This is a genomic window from Nocardioides phosphati, from assembly GCF_014646375.1.
Lineage (GTDB): Bacteria > Actinomycetota > Actinomycetes > Propionibacteriales > Nocardioidaceae > Nocardioides > Nocardioides phosphati.
This window is the reverse complement of the sequence record NZ_BMNI01000001.1, coordinates 715,357-732,064: the sequence shown is the minus strand read 5'-3', so window position 1 is coordinate 732,064 and position 16,708 is coordinate 715,357. Positions and strand designations below refer to the sequence as shown.

Genomic DNA, 16,708 nt, shown 5'->3' with positions numbered 1-16,708 from the left:
GGGGGCGGAGCGCACCCGCCCCATCAGGGCCGGGTACGACGGATCGACCCGAGAAGTATCTGACGTTTCGGTCTCACGCGCGGGTGACGGTCACCTGGACGTTCTTCATCAGCGGCTGGTCGCTCTGCGTGCTGTAGTCGGCGATGCCGATCAGCACGTTCATCTCCGGCATGTAGCCGGCCGCGCTGCCGCGCGGGAGGTTGTAGGCCAGCGCGCGGTAGCTCTTCAGGTGCCGCTTCGAGCCGTCGCGCGAGGTCGCGGTGATGTCGACCAGGTCACCCTGGCTCAGGCCTCGCGCCTTCATGTCGTCGACGTTCATGAAGATCAGCTCGCGCAGGTTCTTCACCCCGCGGTAGCGGTCGTTGTTGGAGTAGATCGTGGTGTTCCACTGGTCGTGCGAGCGCATCGTCTGCAGCACGAGCGTGTCGCCGTCTGCCGGGATGACGTCGGGCAGCGGCGCGTGCGAGAACTCCAGTCGGCCCGACGGCGTCAGGAAGGTCCGCTCACGGGCCGGCTGGGCGATCCGGAAGCCGTTGGTCTGCCGCACCACCTGGTTGAAGTTCTCGAAGCCCGGGAAGACACCGGCCATGACGTCGCGGATCCGGTCGTAGTCCGCGACGAACTCGTCCCACGGCGTCGGGGAGTCCACGAGCGTGGCCTTCGCCATGCCGGCGATGATCGCAGGCTCGGAGAGCAGGTGGCGCGACGCCGGCTTCCGCGATCCCTTCGACAGGTGGACCATGCTCATCGCGTCCTCGACGGAGACCGACTGCGGGCCGGACTTCTGCTCATCGCGCTCGGTCCGGCCCAGACACGGGAGGATCAGCGCCTTGCGTCCGTGGACGAGGTGACTCCGGTTCAGCTTGGTGCTGACCTGGACCGTGAGCTCGGTCTTCGCCAGCCCCGCCGCGGTGTACGCCGTGTCGGGTGCGGCCATCACGAAGTTGCCGCCCATGCCGACGAAGACCTTGACCGTGCCGGCGTGCATGCCCTCGATGGTGGCGACGGTGTCGAGGCCGTGGTGGCGCGGCGGCTCGAACCCGCAGACGGCGCCGAGCCGGTCGAGGAAGGCGTCGGAGGGCCGGTGGTCGATGCCGCAGGTGCGGTTGCCCTGCACGTTGCTGTGGCCACGGACCGGGGAGGGGCCGGAGCCCTTGCGGCCCAGGTTGCCCTTGAGCGCGAGGAGGTTCACGAACTCGCGCGGGGTGTCGACGCCGTGCTCGTGCTGGGTGACGCCGAGGCACCAGCTGATGATCGAGCTGTCGGCCTTGATGTAGACCTCGGCCACCTCGCGGAGCTGGGCCTCGGTGAGCCCCGACTGGCGGGCGAGGTCCGGCCAGGGCGTGGCCTCGACGAGTGCGCGGTACTCCTCGAAGCCTGTCGTGTGGTCGGCGAGGAAGGCGTGGTCGAGCACTCCCCCACGCTCGGCCTCGGCCTCCAGCGTCGCCTTCGCGACGGCACGCATCAGGGCCAGGTCACCACCCGGGCGGACCTGGACGTTGAGGGTGCTCGTCTCCGTGCTCCTGAAGAGCGCCATGTCGACGAACTCGTGGGGCACGATCGTCTTGGTCGCACCGACCTCGACCAGCGGATTGATGTGGACGATCTGGGCGCCGCGCCGGTGCGCCTCCGCAAGCGTGGTCAGCATGCGCGGGGCGTTCGAGGCGACGTTGACGCCGAGGACGAAGAGGGCGTCAGCGTGCTCCCAGTCCTCCAGGTCGGCGGTGCCCTTGCCCGTCCCGATCGAGGCGGTCAGTGCCCGGCCGGAGGCCTCGTGGCACATGTTGGAGCAGTCGGGCAGGTTGTTGGTGCCGAGCTCACGCACGAAGAGCTGGTAGAGGAAGGTCGCCTCGTTACTGAGCCGACCGGAGGTGTAGAACGACGCCTGGTCCGGGCTGTCGAGCTTGCGCAGCTCGTCGCCGATCAGGGCGAACGCGTCGTCCCAGCTGATCAGCGTGTAGCGGTCGGTCTCGGCGTCGTACGACATGGGCTGGGTCAGGCGGCCCTGGTCCTCGAGGTCGAAGTCGGTCCACGTCGCCAGCTCGCTGACGGTGTGCCGGGCGAAGAAGTCGGCGTCGACGCGCTTGGGCGTCATCTCCCACGTCGTGTGCTTGACGCCGTTCTCGCAGATGTCGAGCTTGAGGCCGTGCTGGTCGTCGGGCCAGGCGCAGCCCGGGCAGTCGTAGCCCCGGCCCTCCTGGTTCATCTTGAACATCGCGTTGGTGCCGCGGATCCCCTCACGCTCGCGCATCAGCACGTTCATGACCGAGAACGACGCCCCCCAGGAGGCCGCCGCGTGGTGGTAGTCCTTCTGAGACCACTTCTTCGTCGTCAGCGGCCCGTACCCGCCCTGACGGGGCCGGACCGGGAGGAGGCCCGGGACGGCGTCGGTGGTGGCGGCTGCGCTGGGCGCGTCGTCGCGCGACTCGATGCTCACCGTCGGATCGTCGCACGGCGTGGAGGCCGGAGGCACGGTTTGGAGACCCGGGATCAGTCATCGGTGCGCAACTTTGTCCGCGACCACAAGATCGACCGTCGTCCGCGACAAAGGAGGCCGAGGCGGCGATCCGCGGGGTCCGGTCCGCGCCGCACATCAAAACAGCCTCTGTTCCGCGTTTCCGCAGATCAGAGGCTGTTTCGGATTCCTGTGGAGGTGAGGGGACTCGAACCCCTGACCCCCTGCTCTGGTGTCTCGCTTCACTCCGACTTCGGAGATTCTCGGACGCCATCGGCAGAACTGCCGCTGACCTCGGACGATGCCGCATCGCGACAACGAGTGGTCTTCCGATGATACGTCCGTACCTCGACGGATTTCGGCGCCGATCGGCCGATCTTCGATGCCAAACAGCAGGAAATTCGCAAGACGCGCGCACGCTCTCGCCACGTGGGCGTGGAGCGCGGCCACTTAGTGGGCGTTAAGGAAGCCGATCAGGCATGCAGTCCACCATCCCAGTTGGGAGAGCGACACCGTGACCGCAGACCACACCATCATCGGGCGGTCCGGATCGCGATCGAGTCGGCCCATGGCGTGGTTGAGCCGCATGGCGTTGAGGCCGTTGATCGCGACCAGCAGCACGGCGCCGAGTTTGACGCAGGTGAGCGGGGTGAGCGAGGGCTCGAGGAGCATGCCGGTCGCGGCGAGGCCGAGCAGACCCATCCAGATCAGCGGGTGGGCCGCGTCGGCAACGTCGAGTACGTCGGCAAGGGCGCGCCGACCACTCAGCCAGAGCAGACCGAACCAGTCCAGCGTCATCACTGCGCCAAAGCCGGCAATCAGGCACCCGAGATGCAGGAAGAGCGCGCACATGTGCAGGTTGTGGCTGGTCTCGAGGGTGAGTGCGCCGGCAATACTGGCCGCCCAGGCCCCGACCAGGGCTACGCCGAGCATCACGGTCCGGCCAACGCCAGCACGGGTGGCGCCCAGGATCGGCGAGGCCGTTTCGCTGGACTCGGATGGGATTGGGGTCGTGTCGAGCATGGTCATGACGTGTGGTTCTGTCTCTCATGAGCCTCGCAAGGCTCGGGGGTGGGACGGTGCTGGGGCCCCGGCACGCCCGAGATGCCAGGGCCCAGCCGGTCAGCTCTTCGGAGCCAGGCCCCACTTCTCCAGCGCCGCCCGGACGTCCTCGGCAGCGTCGATGTTCAGCGGACCGCTGGTCCACATCGCGTAGGGCAGATTGAGGAAGCGGCCTTCCTTGACCGCCGCCAGGTCGCGCGTGGCGGGGTTGGCCTTCAGCACGGCAACCTTCTGCTCGAAGGTCTGGCCGGGGTAGTCGACGAAGACGAACGCGTCGGGCTTGGAGGCGGCGAGGCGTTCCCACGAGACCTCGGTCCAGGTGTCCTTCAGGTCGGCCATTGCGTTGTGGCCGCCGCCGGCCTCGATGATCGCCTGCGGCGCTCCGAACGCGCCGCTGGTGAAGACGGCCTTCTCGCCGCTGTCGAAGACGAAGAGCACCGGCGGCGTGCTCGCCTTGGGTGCGGCGTCGAGGGCAGCAAGACGCTTGTCGAAGTCGGCGACAACGTGCTTGGCGTGGTCCGTGTGGCCGGTGATCGCACCGAGGTTGGTCATGTCGTCGCGCAGCGCGGTCCAGGGGTCGACGATGCCGCGGGCATTCGAGCCCTCCTGGCGGCACGACTCGGTGAGGATGTACGCCGCGATGTCGCGCTGTGCGAGCGAGTCCGGGGTGAGCTGCTTGGTCTCGTCGTAGCCATAGTTCCAGCCCGCGACCATGACGTCCGGCTTGGCGGCGATGACGGTCTCCAGGCCCGGGTAATCATCCGAGACCTGGTTCAGGCCGGCGACGGCGTCGCCGTAGTGCTCGGTCAGCACCTTCTCGTCGCGGCCGATGCTGGAGACTGCGGCGACCTGCTTCTCGGCGCCGAGTGCGAGCACCATGGAGATCAGGTTGCTGTCGTTGACGAAGAGCTTCCTGGCCGGCGACGGGAACTCGACCTTCTTGCCACAGTTCGTGACGGTCACGGTGCCGTCGGATGCGGGCGCTGCCGTGGTGGCACCGCCGCAGCCGGACAGTCCGAGCATCGCCGCGGCCGCCAGCACGCCGTACGTCGTGGGCTTGATCATGGGTGGAGCTCGCTTTCGTCGTGGCTGAACAGCAGGTGTGTCCGGCCGGTGAGGGGGTGGGTGACACGGGTGGCGAGGACGCCGAAGGCGTCGTGGAGGACCGAGGCGGTGAGCACCTCGGCGGGTGTCCCGTGAGCGAAGAGGCCGCCGCCGTGCAACACCGCGATGCGGTCGCAGAAGGTGGCGGCGAGGTCGAGGTCGTGGAGCGCGAGGACGACGGTCCGCGCCCGGTCCCGGCAGAGGCGTCGGACCAGCCGCAACAGTGCGAGCTGGCGCTTGATGTCGAGGTGGTTCGTCGGCTCGTCGAGCAGCAGGACCGGTGCCTCCTGGGCGAGCCCGCGAGCGATCAGGGCGCGCCGGCGCTCGCCACCCGAGAGACGGTCCATGGACTGGCCCGCGGCGTACTCGAGGTCGACCAGCCGCAACGCCTCCGCGACCGCACGTCGCGAGGCCGAGTCGACGCCGCCCCAGGCACGGGCGTGCGGGATGCGTCCGAGGGCGACCAACTCGGAGACGAGCAGGTCCGAGGGCGCGGTCTCCTCCTGGGCAACGAAGGCGATCTGCCGAGCACGCTCGCGCGAGCTGATCTGGTGGAGCGGTCGGCCACCAAGGAGGACCTCGCCCGCAGCGGCCGGACGGACCCCGGCGAGGACACGCAGCAGGGTCGACTTGCCGGTGCCGTTTGCGCCGATCAGGCCGAGCACCTCGCCCGGTCGGACGTCGAGGTCCACTCCCGACAGGACGGTGCGTGTTCCGGCCTCGCACGAGACTCCGGAGGCCGCGAGCGCAGCGGTCGTGCTGACGCGCGACGTGGTGATGGTCATGACTCGCCCCCGAAGCGATAGGTGCGCCGGCCGAGCAGGAGCAGGAAGACCGGAGCACCGATCAGCCCCGTGACGACGCTGAGCGGGATCTCGGTCGGGCGCACCGCAATGCGCGTGACGACGTCCACCCAGACCAGGAAGACGCCACCAGCCAACGCCGCAACCGGCAGCGACGCGCGGTGGCGTGGGCCGACCAGCAGCCTCGCCAGGTGCGGTAGCACGAGACCGACGAAGCCGATCCCCCCAGCGACGGCGACCAGCACACCGACGAGCACGGACGTGAGCACGAAGAGCCCGGTGCGCACGGCCTGGACCGGTACGCCGAGTGCAGCGGCGGTGTCCGGGCCGACGGCCAGCGCGTCAAGCCAGCCGCTCGCCGCCATGAGGACCGTGATGGAGAGGGCGACGACTGCCGTCGGAAGCCAGAGGTGGTCCCACGTCGCGCCCGAGAGCGAGCCGAGCAGCCAGAACAGCACCGACTGCGCAGCCTGTGGCTCCGCACTCTTGAAGACGAGGAAGCTGGCGATGGAGGAGAAGGCGGCCGACAGCACCGTGCCCGTGAGCACCAGCCGCAACGGGGTGAGTCCGCCCTGCAGCATCGCGATCCCGAAGACCATGACCGAGGCGAGCAGCGCACCCGCCAGTGCGCCGAGCGACAACGCCCACAGCCCTGCACTGGACAGCACTCCGAACGTGATCACGGCCGTGGCGCCGACGCTCGCGCCCGAGGACACTCCGAGCAGGTAGGGATCGGCGAGCGGATTGCGGACCAGCGTCTGGACCGCGGCGCCGGCGATCGCCAGACCAGCCCCGACAACCAGGCCGAGCAGCGTGCGCGGGAGCCGGATCTCCCAGACGATCGCGTCGTACGCCGGGTCGACGGGCGCACCACCGAAGCGGCCGCGGAGGGCGTCGAGGACGACGTGCACCGGCAGCGGTTCGGCGCCGAAACCCGTGGCCAGCACGACGGTCAGGAATGCCAGCGGGACCAGCACAGCCACGAGTGCGGGCGCGCTCAAACGGCGGGCGTTCTGCCGTCGGGTGACGGCATCAACTTCATGCAAAGGAAGACCTCTGGAGTCAGGCGCTCAGACCGCGAAGCGCTGTGGACACAGCGAGCCAGCAGGTCTTCGGACTCGGGGTCAAGCGAACGAAGCGCCTTCCCAGACCGTGATGGTCCAGTGGCTTGCGTGCTTCGTTCGTCGCCCTCACCGCTGCGCGACAGTTCCGGATTCTCACCGGATTCCCTACGCCTCCCCGAGGAGGCGTGATCTGACTCGTTGCGGAATCTAGGGCCCGGGGAACTGCGCCACAAGCAGGTGAGGTGCAGGTCACGGGGCGCGACGGCCTGACCCGTTGAGGAAGCCGCGTGGACGCAGGAACATGACCAGTCGGGCGAGGTACGGTGGGTCGTTCCCAGAAGAGCGAGGTCCCGTGACTGCAGATACCGACACCAGCACGCCGAAGCGCACGGTGCGCGAGCGGTCGACGCGGCAGTTCCAGGCCGTGCGTGACGAGTTGTCACAGAGCCCGGATTTCCGCACCGCGCAGGAGATCCATGCCTCATTGCGGGCCGCGGGGGCATCGGTCGGGCTGGCGACCGTCTACCGGGCCCTGCAGACGCTGGTCGAGGCTGGCACTGCGGATCTCCTCCGCAGCGCCGCCGGCGAGGCGGCGTACCGCATGTGCGGCACGAGCCACCACCATCACCTGGTCTGCCGTTCGTGTGGCAAGACGGTCGAGGTCCAGGGCCCGGCCGTCGAGACCTGGGCGGACGACATGGCGACCCGGCACGGATTCAACGACGTCAGCCACACCCTCGAGCTCTTCGGCGTCTGCTCGGACTGCCAGGCTCGGGCCTGACCTCAGCCAACACGCGGGGTAGCGGCCGGCCCGACCGCCACCCCACACGACCGATCAGCCGGCGACAACCGCCTGCTTGAAGGCCGCGGCCGGCTTGAAGGCCGGCGCCAGAGTCGCCGCGATCTCGAGCAGCGCGCCGGTCCGCGGGTTGCGGCCGGAGCGTGCGGCGCGGCTGCGCTGCTCGAAGGTGCCGAAGCCCGGGAGCGTGACCTTCTCCCCCGCCGCAACGGCGGCGACGACGCCGTCGAGCATGGCGGCCAGGGCTGCGTCTGCCTGGGCGGTGGGCAGTCCAGCCTCTCGTGCGACGGTCTCGACGAGGTCCTTGCGGTTCATTTCACGTGCTCCTTGTGGTCGGTGTCGCGGGCCGGTTCGGCCTTGATGTCGCACTATGCCATACTGATAACGATTCTCGTTAGAAGGAGGAGTTGTGAAGCAAGGGATCCATCCCCCCTACGGCCCGGTGGCCTTCCGCGACCCGGCGACCGGTCGGGTCTTCCTGACCCGTTCGACCCTGGCGGGCCGCGCGCCCGAGAAGGTGACCGAGATCGACGGCGTCGTCTACCCGGTCGTCGACGTCGACGTCTCCAGCGACAGCCACCCCTTCTGGACCGGTACGGCCCGCACGCTCGACAGCGAAGGCCGGGTCGAGAAGTTCGAGCGCCGCTACGGAGGCCGCGCATGAGGACGCCACTCGTCGTGGTCACCGGCGTGGACACCGTGGCGATGGACTCCACCCTCATGAGCCTCATGTGGGACCTGCCCGGGGCCGTCTCGGTGCGCCACCGCATCGACCCGCACTCGCAAGTGCTCACCCGGACGGTGAGCGACATGAGCGGCGTTCTCGAGCGGGAGGAGATCCAGCTGGAGCACGCCTGTGTGAGCTGCGCGCTGCGCGAGGACATCCTGCCGACGCTCGAGCGGCTGGGGCGCGACAAGCGGTGGAGCACCATCCTCGCGGGCCTGCCCACGTCGACGGAGGCCGGCCAGCTTGCTCACGCCCTGGGGACGCACAGCCGACTGGCGCGGCATCTCAAGCTCAGCGGCGTGCTGGCCGCCGTCGGCACCACCGACGTCGTACGGGACCTGCTCAGTGACGATCTGCTCCGCGAGCGCGATGTGCACACCAACCCGGATGACGACCGCGGGGTCGGTGAGGTTGCCTGCGCCCAGATCGAGTCTGCCGACCTCGTCGTCTTCGATGCGGATCCCGGCGCGGAGGCCACCGACCTGGTGCGCGCCCTGGCTCGCCCGACGGTCCCCGTCATCATCGGAGCCGACCAGCTCGACGCCGGCACGATCATCACCCAGCGGCACCAGAACACCATCACCAATGCCTGGTGCTCGCCCGAACTCGGCACCGAGCTCCCCGCACTTCGCGGAGGCAAGGCCTGGCGCCTCGCGCTCTGCTCTGCGCGCGCCTTCCATCCCGACCGGCTCCTGGAGCAGATCGAGCGACTCGGCACCGGGCCGTATCGCTCGCGCGGCTCCTTCTGGGTGCCAACCCGGCCTGGTGACATGCTCGAATGGTCGGGCGCGGGCGGTCAGCTCAGCATCGGAAGCTACAGCCCCTGGGGACGCCGTACGCCGGTCACCCGGCTGATCTTCACGGGCCTGGGAACTCTCCCCGGCGAGCTCGGCGACGCCTTCGAGGACATCCTGCTCACCCCCGCCGAGGCGCTCCTCGACCGGCGTCGCTGGGACGTCGCGGAGGACGGGCTCGAGCCCTGGCTCGGCGACATCCGCGACGTCGCCTGAGCCGTCACCATCCCGCCGGTGCGCCGGCCGTTCACAAGGAGAAACTCATGGCCGTACCCAAGCGCCGTACCTCGCGCAGCAACACCCGCCACCGACGCTCGCAGTGGAAGGCGGCTCCCGCCGACCTCGTGCCCGTCACCGTCGACGGCACGACCCACCGCGTCCCCCGCGCACTGGTGCGCGCCGTCCAGCGCGGCTACCTCGATCTGACCGCGACACGCGCCTGATCAGCCGCCACCCGACAACCACCGAAGGAACCGACATGAAGGTACGCAACTCCCTCCGCTCCGTGAAGAACCAGCCCGGCTCCCAGGTCGTACGGCGCCGCGGACGCACCTACGTCATCAACAAGCTGAACCCCCGCCTCAAGACCCGCCAGGGCTGACCAGCCGACCATCACAGCCAAGGAATCCCATGCCACGCGTCTGCCAGGTCACCGGAGCCGAGCCCGGCTTCGGTCACCACGTCTCCCACTCCCACCGCCGCACCAAGCGACGCTTCAACGTCAACATCCAGTCGAAGCGCTACTGGGTGCCCAGTCTCCACCGGCATGTCACGCTCACGGTGAGTGCACGGGGCATCAAGACGATCGACCTGCGCGGCGTCGACGCCGTCGTCGCCGGCATCGTCCGCCGAGGAGGGAAGCTCTGATGGCGAAGCGTGGCAACGACCTGCGTCCGATCGTCAAGCTCCGCTCCACGGCCGGGACCGGGTACACCTACGTCACCCGCAAGAACCGGCGCAACCACCCCGATCGGCTGGTGCTCCGCAAGTACGACCCACGGATCCGCACGCACGTCGACTTCCGCGAGGAGCGCTGATGGCCAAGAAGTCCAAGATCGTCGCCAACGAGCGGCGCAAGGAGACCGTCCGTCGGTACGCCGACCGACGGGCCGCCCTCAAGCAGGCGATCCTGACCGCTGCAACCCCCGAAGAACGGGCGGTCGCCGTCCGTGCCCTCAGCCGTCTCCCGCGCGACGCCAGCCCGGGCCGGGTCCGCAACCGCGACCAGCTCGACGGACGTCCCCGTGGCTACCTGCGCAAGGTAGGGGTCTCGCGGATCACGTTCAGGACGCTGGCACACCGGGGAGAGTTGCCCGGCATCACGACATCGTCGTGGTAGCACCGGCATCGTCTCAGGAGTCTGTACCGGACGATTCGGTGGAAGCAATGCCCTTTGCTCGGGTCGGCAGGCGTCGAGCGCTATCGCCGAGCCGAGCAAAGGCGGCCGAGACGACGAAGGTGAGGACGATGACGCCGAGCAGGCCGAAGACGATGAAGCCGGCGACGCGACTCGCGGGCACGTAGCTCAGCGTTCCGTTGACCGCGGCCCACATCGAGCGGGTGATAACCGACAACCACTTCAACTGCAAGGGCTCCAACGATATCCCCGCCGCGACGAAGCTGCTCGGGGCCGAACCGCGTCTTCGTCCGTCCGCACTGCGCTTGGCAAGACGGAAAGGCAGAGCGCCTCAACCGGACCTTGCAGGTCGAGGTGACCGAAGCGCCGACCCCAACTCCGCTGCGACCCAGAATGCTGAAGACTGCGGCCTCCTCGCGTAGATCGGTTTGCCCAACTCGACCGGTAGGGCGTGGAATGGTTGGCGCATGAGTGCGACCTCAGCATCTGGCCAGCAGCACGGCGATCTCCCCGCTCGCTGGGCACCCGCATCTCCGGCAGTCGCGCTGGTTCCGGGCGTGGTGCTCGTGGTCCTCGGCGCTTGGGCTGTCTCCGACGGGGAGCTGCCCGCGCCGTTCAGTTGGGTGCTGGTCGCCGTAGGCGTGGCGTTTCTCATCACGGGTGCTGTTGCCAAGGGCGTTGCCTGGGGACTCGCCCTGCGCGATGAGGGTGTGCACTGAGCGACCGCTGATGCCGCGTCTCTCGCGGCCCCGGGCAGCTCAGGCGCGACAATCGACGAGCACCACCGGACGCAATTCGCCGCCGTCGAGCTTGGTCTTGACGGAGGCAAATCGAAACGCGACGACTCCGGGATTGGCTTCTGGCCCGCCCATCGGGTGAGCGGGTTCAAGGCAGGACGGCCAGCCGCCTTGGTGCAGGCTTCCCTCGCGGTCGATCCAGTGCGTGACGCTGTCTACAAGTCCGTACGACCAGTCCTTATCCCTGACCGTCAGGAGCCGGTGGTCGCCATTGCTCACGACCGCAGCTCGCTTGATCGTGACTCCGTGCCAGTGCGCCGTGGCCGTCCCCATCGAGCCCAGCGCATAGCCACCTACGCCAGCGAGGGCGACGCCGCCGACGACCGCCGCTGCCGGAAGCCGGCCAAGCCAAGTCTTCATGCGAGGAACGTAGGGCTCCTGGCCAGGCTGCGTCGCAGAAAGCGAATCATTGGTGGCTCAAGCCAAACCGCTCGCTCATGCCGCGTTCGGCGCGCCTTCGGTGCTCGTCGCGGGTTCGCGTCATCGCACCTCATCTTTGGCGGCGGCGCACGACGGAAACGCCGAGGATACTGACCGCCACAGCTCCGAGGCCTGCCGCAAGGGACCCAGGCCAGGCCCGGGCTCGCGCAATCGGCCGGCAGACTGAGGTCAGGCGATCAAACTCCGACCTGCGTGCAACAGGGTCACCGGCCTCGCCACCGCCCCCGTCGTACACCCCGCGGATGGCGACGGGCAGGGCGTGCCCACACTCAACCAGCCCCGTCGTTGCGTCTACTGCGCTGACGGTCTGCATGGCCGAGCGGACTCCACCCAGGACAAGACACGCGGCCGAGATCACGAGCGCAAAAACAAGGAATCGGCGCATGACCCGAGTCTGGAGGGAAATCGGTCTGCTTGCCCTGACTCCCGCTCATTTCATTGGTTGGTCAAGGCGGTCGAGCCGCTCATGATGCAGGGCTCGCGCTCTCAGTCCTTGATCTAGCCAGTTGGGGGTCTTGTCGCAGGCGCAGGATCCGCCAGGTGCCGATCCTTTCGACTTGCTTGTAGCGGGCAGCGAGGACCGGCTGGGCGAGAGAGGGATTGATTCCCCATGACGCGAGTCCGCGCTCGCCGGTGATGATCCAGGTGGGCGGCTTGGGGCCTGCGAGCACCTCCGTCAGTTCCTGAAGGCGAGGGTCCCGGACCCGGACGGGAAGGCTCCACAGCTCGGTGTAGGGGCTGCGCAGGCCTGCGGTCCGGAGGATCTCGGACTGTCCGTAGGCCACGATCCCCGTCTGTCCGGGCCGGTCGTGTGCCGTCAGCCAGGTTGACACCTGCCTGACTCCAGCCGGTTGCCGTGGTGCGCGGTGCAGCACGGCGTTGGTGGTGATGGCCAAGGAAAGTGCCATGACTGCGAGGGCTGCGCTGCAGCGCCGTACGGGGATGCCGACGGCGATCGCGCGGGCCAGGACGAAGACGGTGCCGGGCACTGTCCCGATGAGGTAGTGCAGCCAGTAGCTGCCGCCCGCGGCGACGCCGAACGCCTCCCACCCGAGCAGCGTGGCGGCGAGCCAGCCGAGGGGCATGTGCGGGGAGGGTGCACGGGGAGTGCGCCGCAGGAGGGACACGAGGAGCAGCAGCGGCGCGCCGGTCCATACCCAGGCTACGGCGAGCACACGGGCACGATGTGCGGTGTGCGGTGAGGCCTGGCTCGAGATGACGTCGGCTGCCTGCATGCGGAAGGTGACGACGGCATCCCAGATCCCTGCGGGCTGCGTGCCGTACAGCCAAGCGATACCAAGAACTGCGGCCAGCACTACGAGGGCGCCGCCCACGAACGCGGCACCCTGGCTGGCGGCGTCACGGCGGCTCCTACGAAGGAGCTCCCAGACGAGGAGCGCGGCCGCCACGGCGAAGACATCAAGCAGGCTCTGTTTCACCAGGCCGGCGGCCATGCCCGCAGCGCCAGCAGCTGCCCACCACCGCAGGGCGGTGTCGGGCCGACTGGCGGGAACGATGCAGCAGAGGCCTGCGAAGACGAACGGAACCGCGAGCAACTCTCCGTTCACGATTTGTCCGCCGAAGAGCGGGGCGTCGAGCAGCAGCAGGGCCGTTGCCGCCGTGAGGACGGGGCCGATCCGGCGCGAGGTCACCAGTCCGCCGAGGAGCCCGGCGAGCGCGACAGCGACCATCGTGGCCACTGTGCCGAGCAGGCGGAGCGGAACTTCGCCACCGGCCAGGGCAGCCATCCGGAAGAGCAGGATCAGCAGTGGCGGGCGATCGACCCAGTAGTCGCCGTACAGCGAGGTCCCGTGGTGCCACTGTGCTGCAACGGTGAGGAAGCCGGCTTCGTCGGAGGTCAGCGGGCGGTGCAGGAACGGCACGCGCAGCAACCCGGCGAGGACGACGAGTCCGACGACAAGCAGATGGCGTCGCAGCCACGCTGCGATCTCAGCCGCGCGCCAGCGCGCGATCAGGGCTACGGCTTCGCCGGCGACGCCTGGGCTCATCTTGGATGCCCCGGCGACCCGCTCGACGAACGTGATCGGCTGTTCGGCCACTCTGAGGTGGGACCGCTCGGCTCGCCAGGTGTTCTCGACCTGGAAGCCATACCCGTCGGCGTCGCCGTGTAGCACCCCTGCGGCGTGGATGGCGTCTGCGCGCCAGCCGCGGAAGCCTGCGGTGGCGTCTCTGGTGCGCAGCCAGAGCATCGAGCGCGCGTAGTGGTTGGCTCCGGCTGAAAGCAGTCGCCGTCGTAGCGGCCAGTTCTCGGTGCGCCCTCCGCGCACGTAGCGCGAGCCGATCACCAGGTCGTTCTCCGTGAGTCCGGCGAGCATCGCTGGAAGTGCAGTGACCGGATGCGACCCGTCGGCGTCCATCTGGAGGACCAGGTCGTAGCCGGCGTCCAGAGCCCACGAAAAGCCGGCGCGGTAGGCGTCACCGAGTCCAGCCTTGCCGCCGCGGGCCAGGAGCCCCAGCCAACCGCCGTACGCCGGGTGGAGCCGGACGAGGTCGGCGGTGCCGTCAGGGCTGCCGTCATCGACAACCAGCACGTCCAGCACCACACCCGAAGGCAGCTCACCACGTACCTCAGCAAGGTCGCGGAGGAGCCGCGGCAGCGAGTCGGCCTCGTTGTAGGTGGGGACGACGACGACGGCGCGCTGTGCACCAGCAGGGGCAGGCCCCGGTTCGGCAGGGCGCGCCGTCGTCGTGGTCATGCCCGGAACTGCTTGGTGGCCAGGTCGTGCAAGAGAACCTGCAACGCCTTCTCCTGCTCGACAGCCGGCGCCGGCTTGATCGAGCCGTGGTCGATGGCGTAGGTCTTCAGGACTGCATCCATCTGGGTGTCGAGCGCCGTCCAGGTCGCCTTGTTGACCGGCGTCAGGGCCGGGGCGTCGGCGTCCCAGTCGTCGCGCATGGTCTGCACGGTGGCGTGCGAGCCGGCGGTGTCGCCGGCCTTGTCCTGGGCGATCGCCTTGGTGGCCAGGCCCTGGTACTTCTTCACCGCCGCGACGGTCTGCGCCGGCGTCATCGCGGCCTTCGGGCAGGCCGGCATGGTCTCGCTGGCACCCGTTGGGTCGCAGGTCGAGTGCGGCTGGTTGTGCGCCCAGGTCATGATCCCGACCATCGCCACCGCGAGGGCAGCGAAGCCGCCGAGCGCGATCCGCTCCTTGCGCGGGTTGGTGGTGACCACGGGCTCGTGCGTCGCGTCGTACGTCTCGATGACGTCGCTGCGGCTGATGCTCAGGTAGATCACGGTCGCGGTGATGGCGCCGAGGAAGATCAGGCTGGTGACCAGCGTGCCGAGGCCCAGGCCGACCGGCTCCGGCGGCGTCGCGTGCTTCGGCGACGCGAGCCAGTCGCCGATGTTGGCGCCGAGCGGGCGGGTGAGGATGTAGGCCAGCCAGAAGGAGAGCACGGGGTTGGCGCCGAACTTCCACAGCGCCGCGATCCCGGCGATCAGGCCGAGCGGGAGGAAGACCGACTGCGCCGGCGCCCAGCTCGTCAGCTGCAGCGTCCAGTCGCCGGTCGCCGTACCGAGGGCGAAGGTGACCAGCACGGTCAGCCAGTACCAGGACTCACGCGAGCGCGTGTCGATGCTGTGGATGGAGAGCGTGCGCTCGCGCATCCACCAGACGCCGAAGACGATCGCGAGCAGCACCGAGAAGACCGCCGTGCTCATCCAGAGCGGGATGCCGAGTTGGTCGGTGCCCATGTCGGTGTAGAGCGTGCCGGCCACGCTGACGACCACGACGGTCAGCCAGTACGGCGTCGGGACGTAGCGTCGCGTCTTCATCTGCCAGGTGAGCACGGCGACGAAGATCGCCGTGAAGAGCAGCATCGTGTTGAGCAGGCCGAAGCCGAGGGTCTCGTTGATGTAGTCCGCGAAGCTCTCGCCGACCGTGGTGCACAGGATCTTGATGATCCAGAACCAGATCGTGACCTCGGGGACCTTGTTGAGCATCTGGCCCGCCGTGGCACGCCGGGCTCCGGTGGTGGTCGGTGTCGTCATGCCGGTCAGCCTGCGGCAGCGGACCTGACAACATCCTGACTATCCGGACGCCAGGGTGAACGCGCTGAGGGCGGAACCGGAGCGCATGGTCCGTGCTAGGCGGCCGGCGCCTGGATGCCGGAGTTGCCCTGGCCGGCTCGGCACGCTTGATGTCCGCTGAGGATCAGTCGGGCGCCGGGACGTCCTCAATAACCTGGTCGCCCTCGATGTCGAAAATCTCTACGTCGGATCCGTACTGACGAGCAGCCCAGAGGGCATGCTCATGGGCTTCCTCGACGGACGTGAAGTTGCCGAGCATTGACCACAGACGACGTCCATTGCCGAGAGGCCCGGGAACCGTGTAATGGATCCGGAATGTCACGGCGGCGGCACCTCTTTGAGTCCTGCTCGGGGTTTGCTCACAGAAGAAGGATGCCCGCTGGGGACTGCGACGCGAGCCAATTCGAACCCGATTAGTAGGAAGTGACTACTCCACCCCCAGGCCGGGCCGTCGCGGAGGCTGAAACCTTCAGCAGTGTGGGTCCACTCATCTGAGGGCCGCGATCAGGAACCCAGTGCCGCGACCCGGAGGTTGCTCGAGCCCGCAACACTCCGGCCTCCGCGGTCTGGGGCAGACTCGGCCCATGCGCATCGGACTCTGCGAGGACGACCCGGCGATCCGCCGCGTGGTCGCTGCCGCCCTCGGCCTGGCCGGCCACGACTGCGAGGTGGCCCACGACGGTGGGGAGGCGCTCCGCCTCTTCGTCGGCGACCCGCACCCCGACGTGGTCGTGCTCGACATCGGGCTGCCCGACGCCGACGGCCGCGACATCTGCCAGGCACTGCGGGCAGCCGGAGTGCACGCACCGGTGCTCTTCCTGACTGCGCTCGGCCAGGTTCACGAGAAGATCGCGGGCTTCGCGGCCGGCGGTGACGACTACCTGCCCAAGCCATTCGACGTGAAGGAGCTCGTCGTCCGCATCGAGGCGCTCGGCCGGCGTGCCGCCCGTCCGGCTGCGCCGGCTACGCCGTCTGGCCTGCGGCTCGACCCGGCCCGTCACGCGCTCGTCTACGAGGGCCACGAGGTGAGCCTCACGCCCACGGAGTACCGCATGCTCGGCGCAATCGCCGCCCGGCCCGGCGAGGTCGCACGCCGCCGTGACGTGGTCGCTGCCGGCTGGCCCGACGGTGCGATCGTCGCCGACAACACCGTCGACGCATACGCCGCGCGGATCCGGCGGAAGCTGAAGAAGATCGGTGCCCCGGTGCAGCTCGAGGCCGTCCGCGGCGTGGGGTTCACGCTCCGATGAGGAC

21 protein-coding genes and 1 riboswitch are annotated in these 16,708 nt (G+C 68.9%); of the genes, 10 read left to right on the top strand and 11 right to left on the bottom strand.

The genetic code is table 11. The annotated features are described in order from the left end of the window. Positions 1 to 73: 73 nt before the first annotated feature. The 5 genes from IEX47_RS03760 to IEX47_RS03740 all read right to left on the bottom strand — a co-directional run bounded on the left by IEX47_RS03760 (position 74) and on the right by IEX47_RS03740 (position 6,425). Positions 74 to 2,437, bottom strand: coding sequence for an FdhF/YdeP family oxidoreductase (locus tag IEX47_RS03760; protein ID WP_229662596.1), 2,364 nt, complete (start codon positions 2,435 to 2,437; stop codon positions 74 to 76). A gap of 468 nt (positions 2,438 to 2,905) precedes the next feature. Continuing rightward, positions 2,906 to 3,484 (bottom strand): hypothetical protein, encoded by a 579-nt coding sequence (locus tag IEX47_RS03755; protein WP_188782607.1) that lies wholly within the window; start codon positions 3,482 to 3,484, stop codon positions 2,906 to 2,908. 93 nt (positions 3,485 to 3,577) lie between these two features. Continuing rightward, positions 3,578 to 4,582, bottom strand: coding sequence for an ABC transporter substrate-binding protein (locus tag IEX47_RS03750; RefSeq protein ID WP_188782606.1), 1,005 nt, complete (start codon positions 4,580 to 4,582; stop codon positions 3,578 to 3,580). Then, positions 4,579 to 5,406 (bottom strand): ABC transporter ATP-binding protein, encoded by an 828-nt coding sequence (locus tag IEX47_RS03745; protein ID WP_188782605.1) that lies wholly within the window; start codon positions 5,404 to 5,406, stop codon positions 4,579 to 4,581. The genes IEX47_RS03750 and IEX47_RS03745 overlap by 4 nt, the downstream gene beginning before the upstream one ends. Beyond that, positions 5,403 to 6,425 carry a FecCD family ABC transporter permease gene (locus IEX47_RS03740; RefSeq protein ID WP_188782604.1) on the bottom strand — a complete coding sequence of 341 codons (1,023 nt, stop codon included), beginning with the start codon at positions 6,423 to 6,425 and terminating at the stop codon, positions 5,403 to 5,405. Before IEX47_RS03740 ends, IEX47_RS03745 begins: the two co-directional genes overlap by 4 nt. A gap of 85 nt (positions 6,426 to 6,510) precedes the next feature. Next, a riboswitch (cobalamin riboswitch) is annotated at positions 6,511 to 6,698 on the bottom strand. Positions 6,699 to 6,840: 142 nt separating this feature from the next. Between IEX47_RS03740 and IEX47_RS03735 the strand changes: the two genes are divergently transcribed. Next, positions 6,841 to 7,269 carry a Fur family transcriptional regulator gene (locus IEX47_RS03735; protein WP_229662595.1) on the top strand — a complete coding sequence of 143 codons (429 nt, stop codon included), beginning with the start codon at positions 6,841 to 6,843 and terminating at the stop codon, positions 7,267 to 7,269. A 54-nt stretch (positions 7,270 to 7,323) separates the two neighbouring features. On the opposite strand, the gene IEX47_RS03730 is transcribed toward IEX47_RS03735, so the two are convergent. Further along, positions 7,324 to 7,656 (bottom strand): HU family DNA-binding protein, encoded by a 333-nt coding sequence (locus tag IEX47_RS03730; protein ID WP_268238936.1) that lies wholly within the window; start codon positions 7,654 to 7,656, stop codon positions 7,324 to 7,326. Between the two features lie 40 nt (positions 7,657 to 7,696). Here IEX47_RS03730 and IEX47_RS03725 point away from each other — a divergent pair, with 40 nt between their 5' ends. The 7 genes from IEX47_RS03725 to rpsN are packed head-to-tail and all read left to right on the top strand — an operon-like array spanning position 7,697 to position 10,147. Beyond that, complete coding sequence (locus IEX47_RS03725) at positions 7,697 to 7,951, top strand: type B 50S ribosomal protein L31 (RefSeq protein WP_188782601.1); 255 nt, start codon at positions 7,697 to 7,699, stop codon at positions 7,949 to 7,951. Further along, entirely contained in the window at positions 7,948 to 9,024 is a 1,077-nt protein-coding gene (locus IEX47_RS03720) for a GTP-binding protein (protein WP_188782600.1), read from the top strand. The genes IEX47_RS03725 and IEX47_RS03720 overlap by 4 nt, the downstream gene beginning before the upstream one ends. A gap of 47 nt (positions 9,025 to 9,071) precedes the next feature. Further along, a complete protein-coding gene (rpmF, locus tag IEX47_RS03715; RefSeq protein WP_188782599.1) occupies positions 9,072 to 9,251 on the top strand; it encodes a 50S ribosomal protein L32 in 180 nt (59 codons plus the stop codon). A gap of 35 nt (positions 9,252 to 9,286) precedes the next feature. After that, complete coding sequence (gene ykgO / locus IEX47_RS03710; RefSeq protein ID WP_188782598.1) at positions 9,287 to 9,409, top strand: type B 50S ribosomal protein L36; 123 nt, start codon at positions 9,287 to 9,289, stop codon at positions 9,407 to 9,409. Positions 9,410 to 9,438: 29 nt separating this feature from the next. Further along, complete coding sequence (gene rpmB, locus IEX47_RS03705) at positions 9,439 to 9,675, top strand: 50S ribosomal protein L28 (RefSeq protein WP_188782597.1); 237 nt, start codon at positions 9,439 to 9,441, stop codon at positions 9,673 to 9,675. Further along, positions 9,675 to 9,845, top strand: a complete 171-nt coding sequence (gene rpmG / locus IEX47_RS03700) for a 50S ribosomal protein L33 (RefSeq protein WP_188782596.1) — start codon at positions 9,675 to 9,677, stop codon at positions 9,843 to 9,845. Before rpmB ends, rpmG begins: the two co-directional genes overlap by 1 nt. Continuing rightward, positions 9,845 to 10,147 (top strand): 30S ribosomal protein S14, encoded by a 303-nt coding sequence (gene rpsN / locus IEX47_RS03695; RefSeq protein ID WP_188782595.1) that lies wholly within the window; start codon positions 9,845 to 9,847, stop codon positions 10,145 to 10,147. The genes rpmG and rpsN overlap by 1 nt, the downstream gene beginning before the upstream one ends. Positions 10,148 to 10,160: 13 nt before the next feature. Here the strand turns inward: rpsN and IEX47_RS03690 are convergent, their stop codons facing one another. Continuing rightward, a complete protein-coding gene (locus tag IEX47_RS03690; RefSeq protein WP_188782594.1) occupies positions 10,161 to 10,397 on the bottom strand; it encodes a hypothetical protein in 237 nt (78 codons plus the stop codon). A gap of 325 nt (positions 10,398 to 10,722) precedes the next feature. On the opposite strand from IEX47_RS03690, the gene IEX47_RS03685 reads away from it, so the two are divergent. After that, entirely contained in the window at positions 10,723 to 10,884 is a 162-nt protein-coding gene (locus IEX47_RS03685) for a hypothetical protein (protein ID WP_188782593.1), read from the top strand. A gap of 39 nt (positions 10,885 to 10,923) precedes the next feature. Here IEX47_RS03685 and IEX47_RS03680 read toward each other — a convergent pair whose 3' ends face one another. The 4 genes from IEX47_RS03680 to IEX47_RS18065 all read right to left on the bottom strand — a co-directional run bounded on the left by IEX47_RS03680 (position 10,924) and on the right by IEX47_RS18065 (position 15,713). Continuing rightward, complete coding sequence (locus tag IEX47_RS03680) at positions 10,924 to 11,322, bottom strand: hypothetical protein (RefSeq protein WP_188782592.1); 399 nt, start codon at positions 11,320 to 11,322, stop codon at positions 10,924 to 10,926. Between the two features lie 545 nt (positions 11,323 to 11,867). After that, the gene (locus IEX47_RS03675; protein ID WP_188782591.1) at positions 11,868 to 14,120 is read right to left on the bottom strand and encodes a polyprenol monophosphomannose synthase; all 2,253 of its coding nucleotides are present in this window, start codon (positions 14,118 to 14,120) and stop codon (positions 11,868 to 11,870) included. Further along, the gene (locus tag IEX47_RS03670) at positions 14,117 to 15,415 is read right to left on the bottom strand and encodes a COG4705 family protein (protein ID WP_229662594.1); all 1,299 of its coding nucleotides are present in this window, start codon (positions 15,413 to 15,415) and stop codon (positions 14,117 to 14,119) included. Before IEX47_RS03670 ends, IEX47_RS03675 begins: the two co-directional genes overlap by 4 nt. Positions 15,416 to 15,578: 163 nt before the next feature. Beyond that, positions 15,579 to 15,713: a hypothetical protein gene (locus tag IEX47_RS18065; protein WP_268238935.1), complete on the bottom strand. Its 135-nt coding sequence runs from the start codon at positions 15,711 to 15,713 to the stop codon at positions 15,579 to 15,581. 325 nt (positions 15,714 to 16,038) lie between these two features. Between IEX47_RS18065 and IEX47_RS03665 the strand changes: the two genes are divergently transcribed. After that, positions 16,039 to 16,704: a response regulator transcription factor gene (locus tag IEX47_RS03665; RefSeq protein ID WP_188782590.1), complete on the top strand. Its 666-nt coding sequence runs from the start codon at positions 16,039 to 16,041 to the stop codon at positions 16,702 to 16,704. The last annotated feature ends 4 nt before the right edge of the window (positions 16,705 to 16,708 follow it).

Excerpts from the sequence above, each read along its gene's own strand:
- IEX47_RS03755 (WP_188782607.1), bottom strand. The coding sequence starts at position 3,484 with ATGACCATGCTCGACACGACCCCAATCCCATCCGAGTCCAGCGAAACG.
- rpsN (WP_188782595.1), top strand. The coding sequence starts at position 9,845 with ATGGCCAAGAAGTCCAAGATCGTCGCCAACGAGCGGCGCAAGGAGACC.
- IEX47_RS03665 (WP_188782590.1), top strand. The coding sequence starts at position 16,039 with ATGCGCATCGGACTCTGCGAGGACGACCCGGCGATCCGCCGCGTGGTC.
- IEX47_RS03720 (WP_188782600.1), top strand. The coding sequence starts at position 7,948 with ATGAGGACGCCACTCGTCGTGGTCACCGGCGTGGACACCGTGGCGATG.
- IEX47_RS03750 (WP_188782606.1), bottom strand. The coding sequence starts at position 4,582 with ATGATCAAGCCCACGACGTACGGCGTGCTGGCGGCCGCGGCGATGCTC.
- IEX47_RS03670 (WP_229662594.1), bottom strand. The coding sequence starts at position 15,415 with ATGACGACACCGACCACCACCGGAGCCCGGCGTGCCACGGCGGGCCAG.
- ykgO (WP_188782598.1), top strand. The coding sequence starts at position 9,287 with ATGAAGGTACGCAACTCCCTCCGCTCCGTGAAGAACCAGCCCGGCTCC.
- IEX47_RS03675 (WP_188782591.1), bottom strand. The coding sequence starts at position 14,120 with ATGACCACGACGACGGCGCGCCCTGCCGAACCGGGGCCTGCCCCTGCT.
- IEX47_RS03680 (WP_188782592.1), bottom strand. The coding sequence starts at position 11,322 with ATGAAGACTTGGCTTGGCCGGCTTCCGGCAGCGGCGGTCGTCGGCGGC.
- rpmB (WP_188782597.1), top strand. The coding sequence starts at position 9,439 with ATGCCACGCGTCTGCCAGGTCACCGGAGCCGAGCCCGGCTTCGGTCAC.
- IEX47_RS18065 (WP_268238935.1), bottom strand. The coding sequence starts at position 15,713 with ATGCTCGGCAACTTCACGTCCGTCGAGGAAGCCCATGAGCATGCCCTC.
- IEX47_RS03745 (WP_188782605.1), bottom strand. The coding sequence starts at position 5,406 with ATGACCATCACCACGTCGCGCGTCAGCACGACCGCTGCGCTCGCGGCC.
- rpmF (WP_188782599.1), top strand. The coding sequence starts at position 9,072 with ATGGCCGTACCCAAGCGCCGTACCTCGCGCAGCAACACCCGCCACCGA.
- rpmG (WP_188782596.1), top strand. The coding sequence starts at position 9,675 with ATGGCGAAGCGTGGCAACGACCTGCGTCCGATCGTCAAGCTCCGCTCC.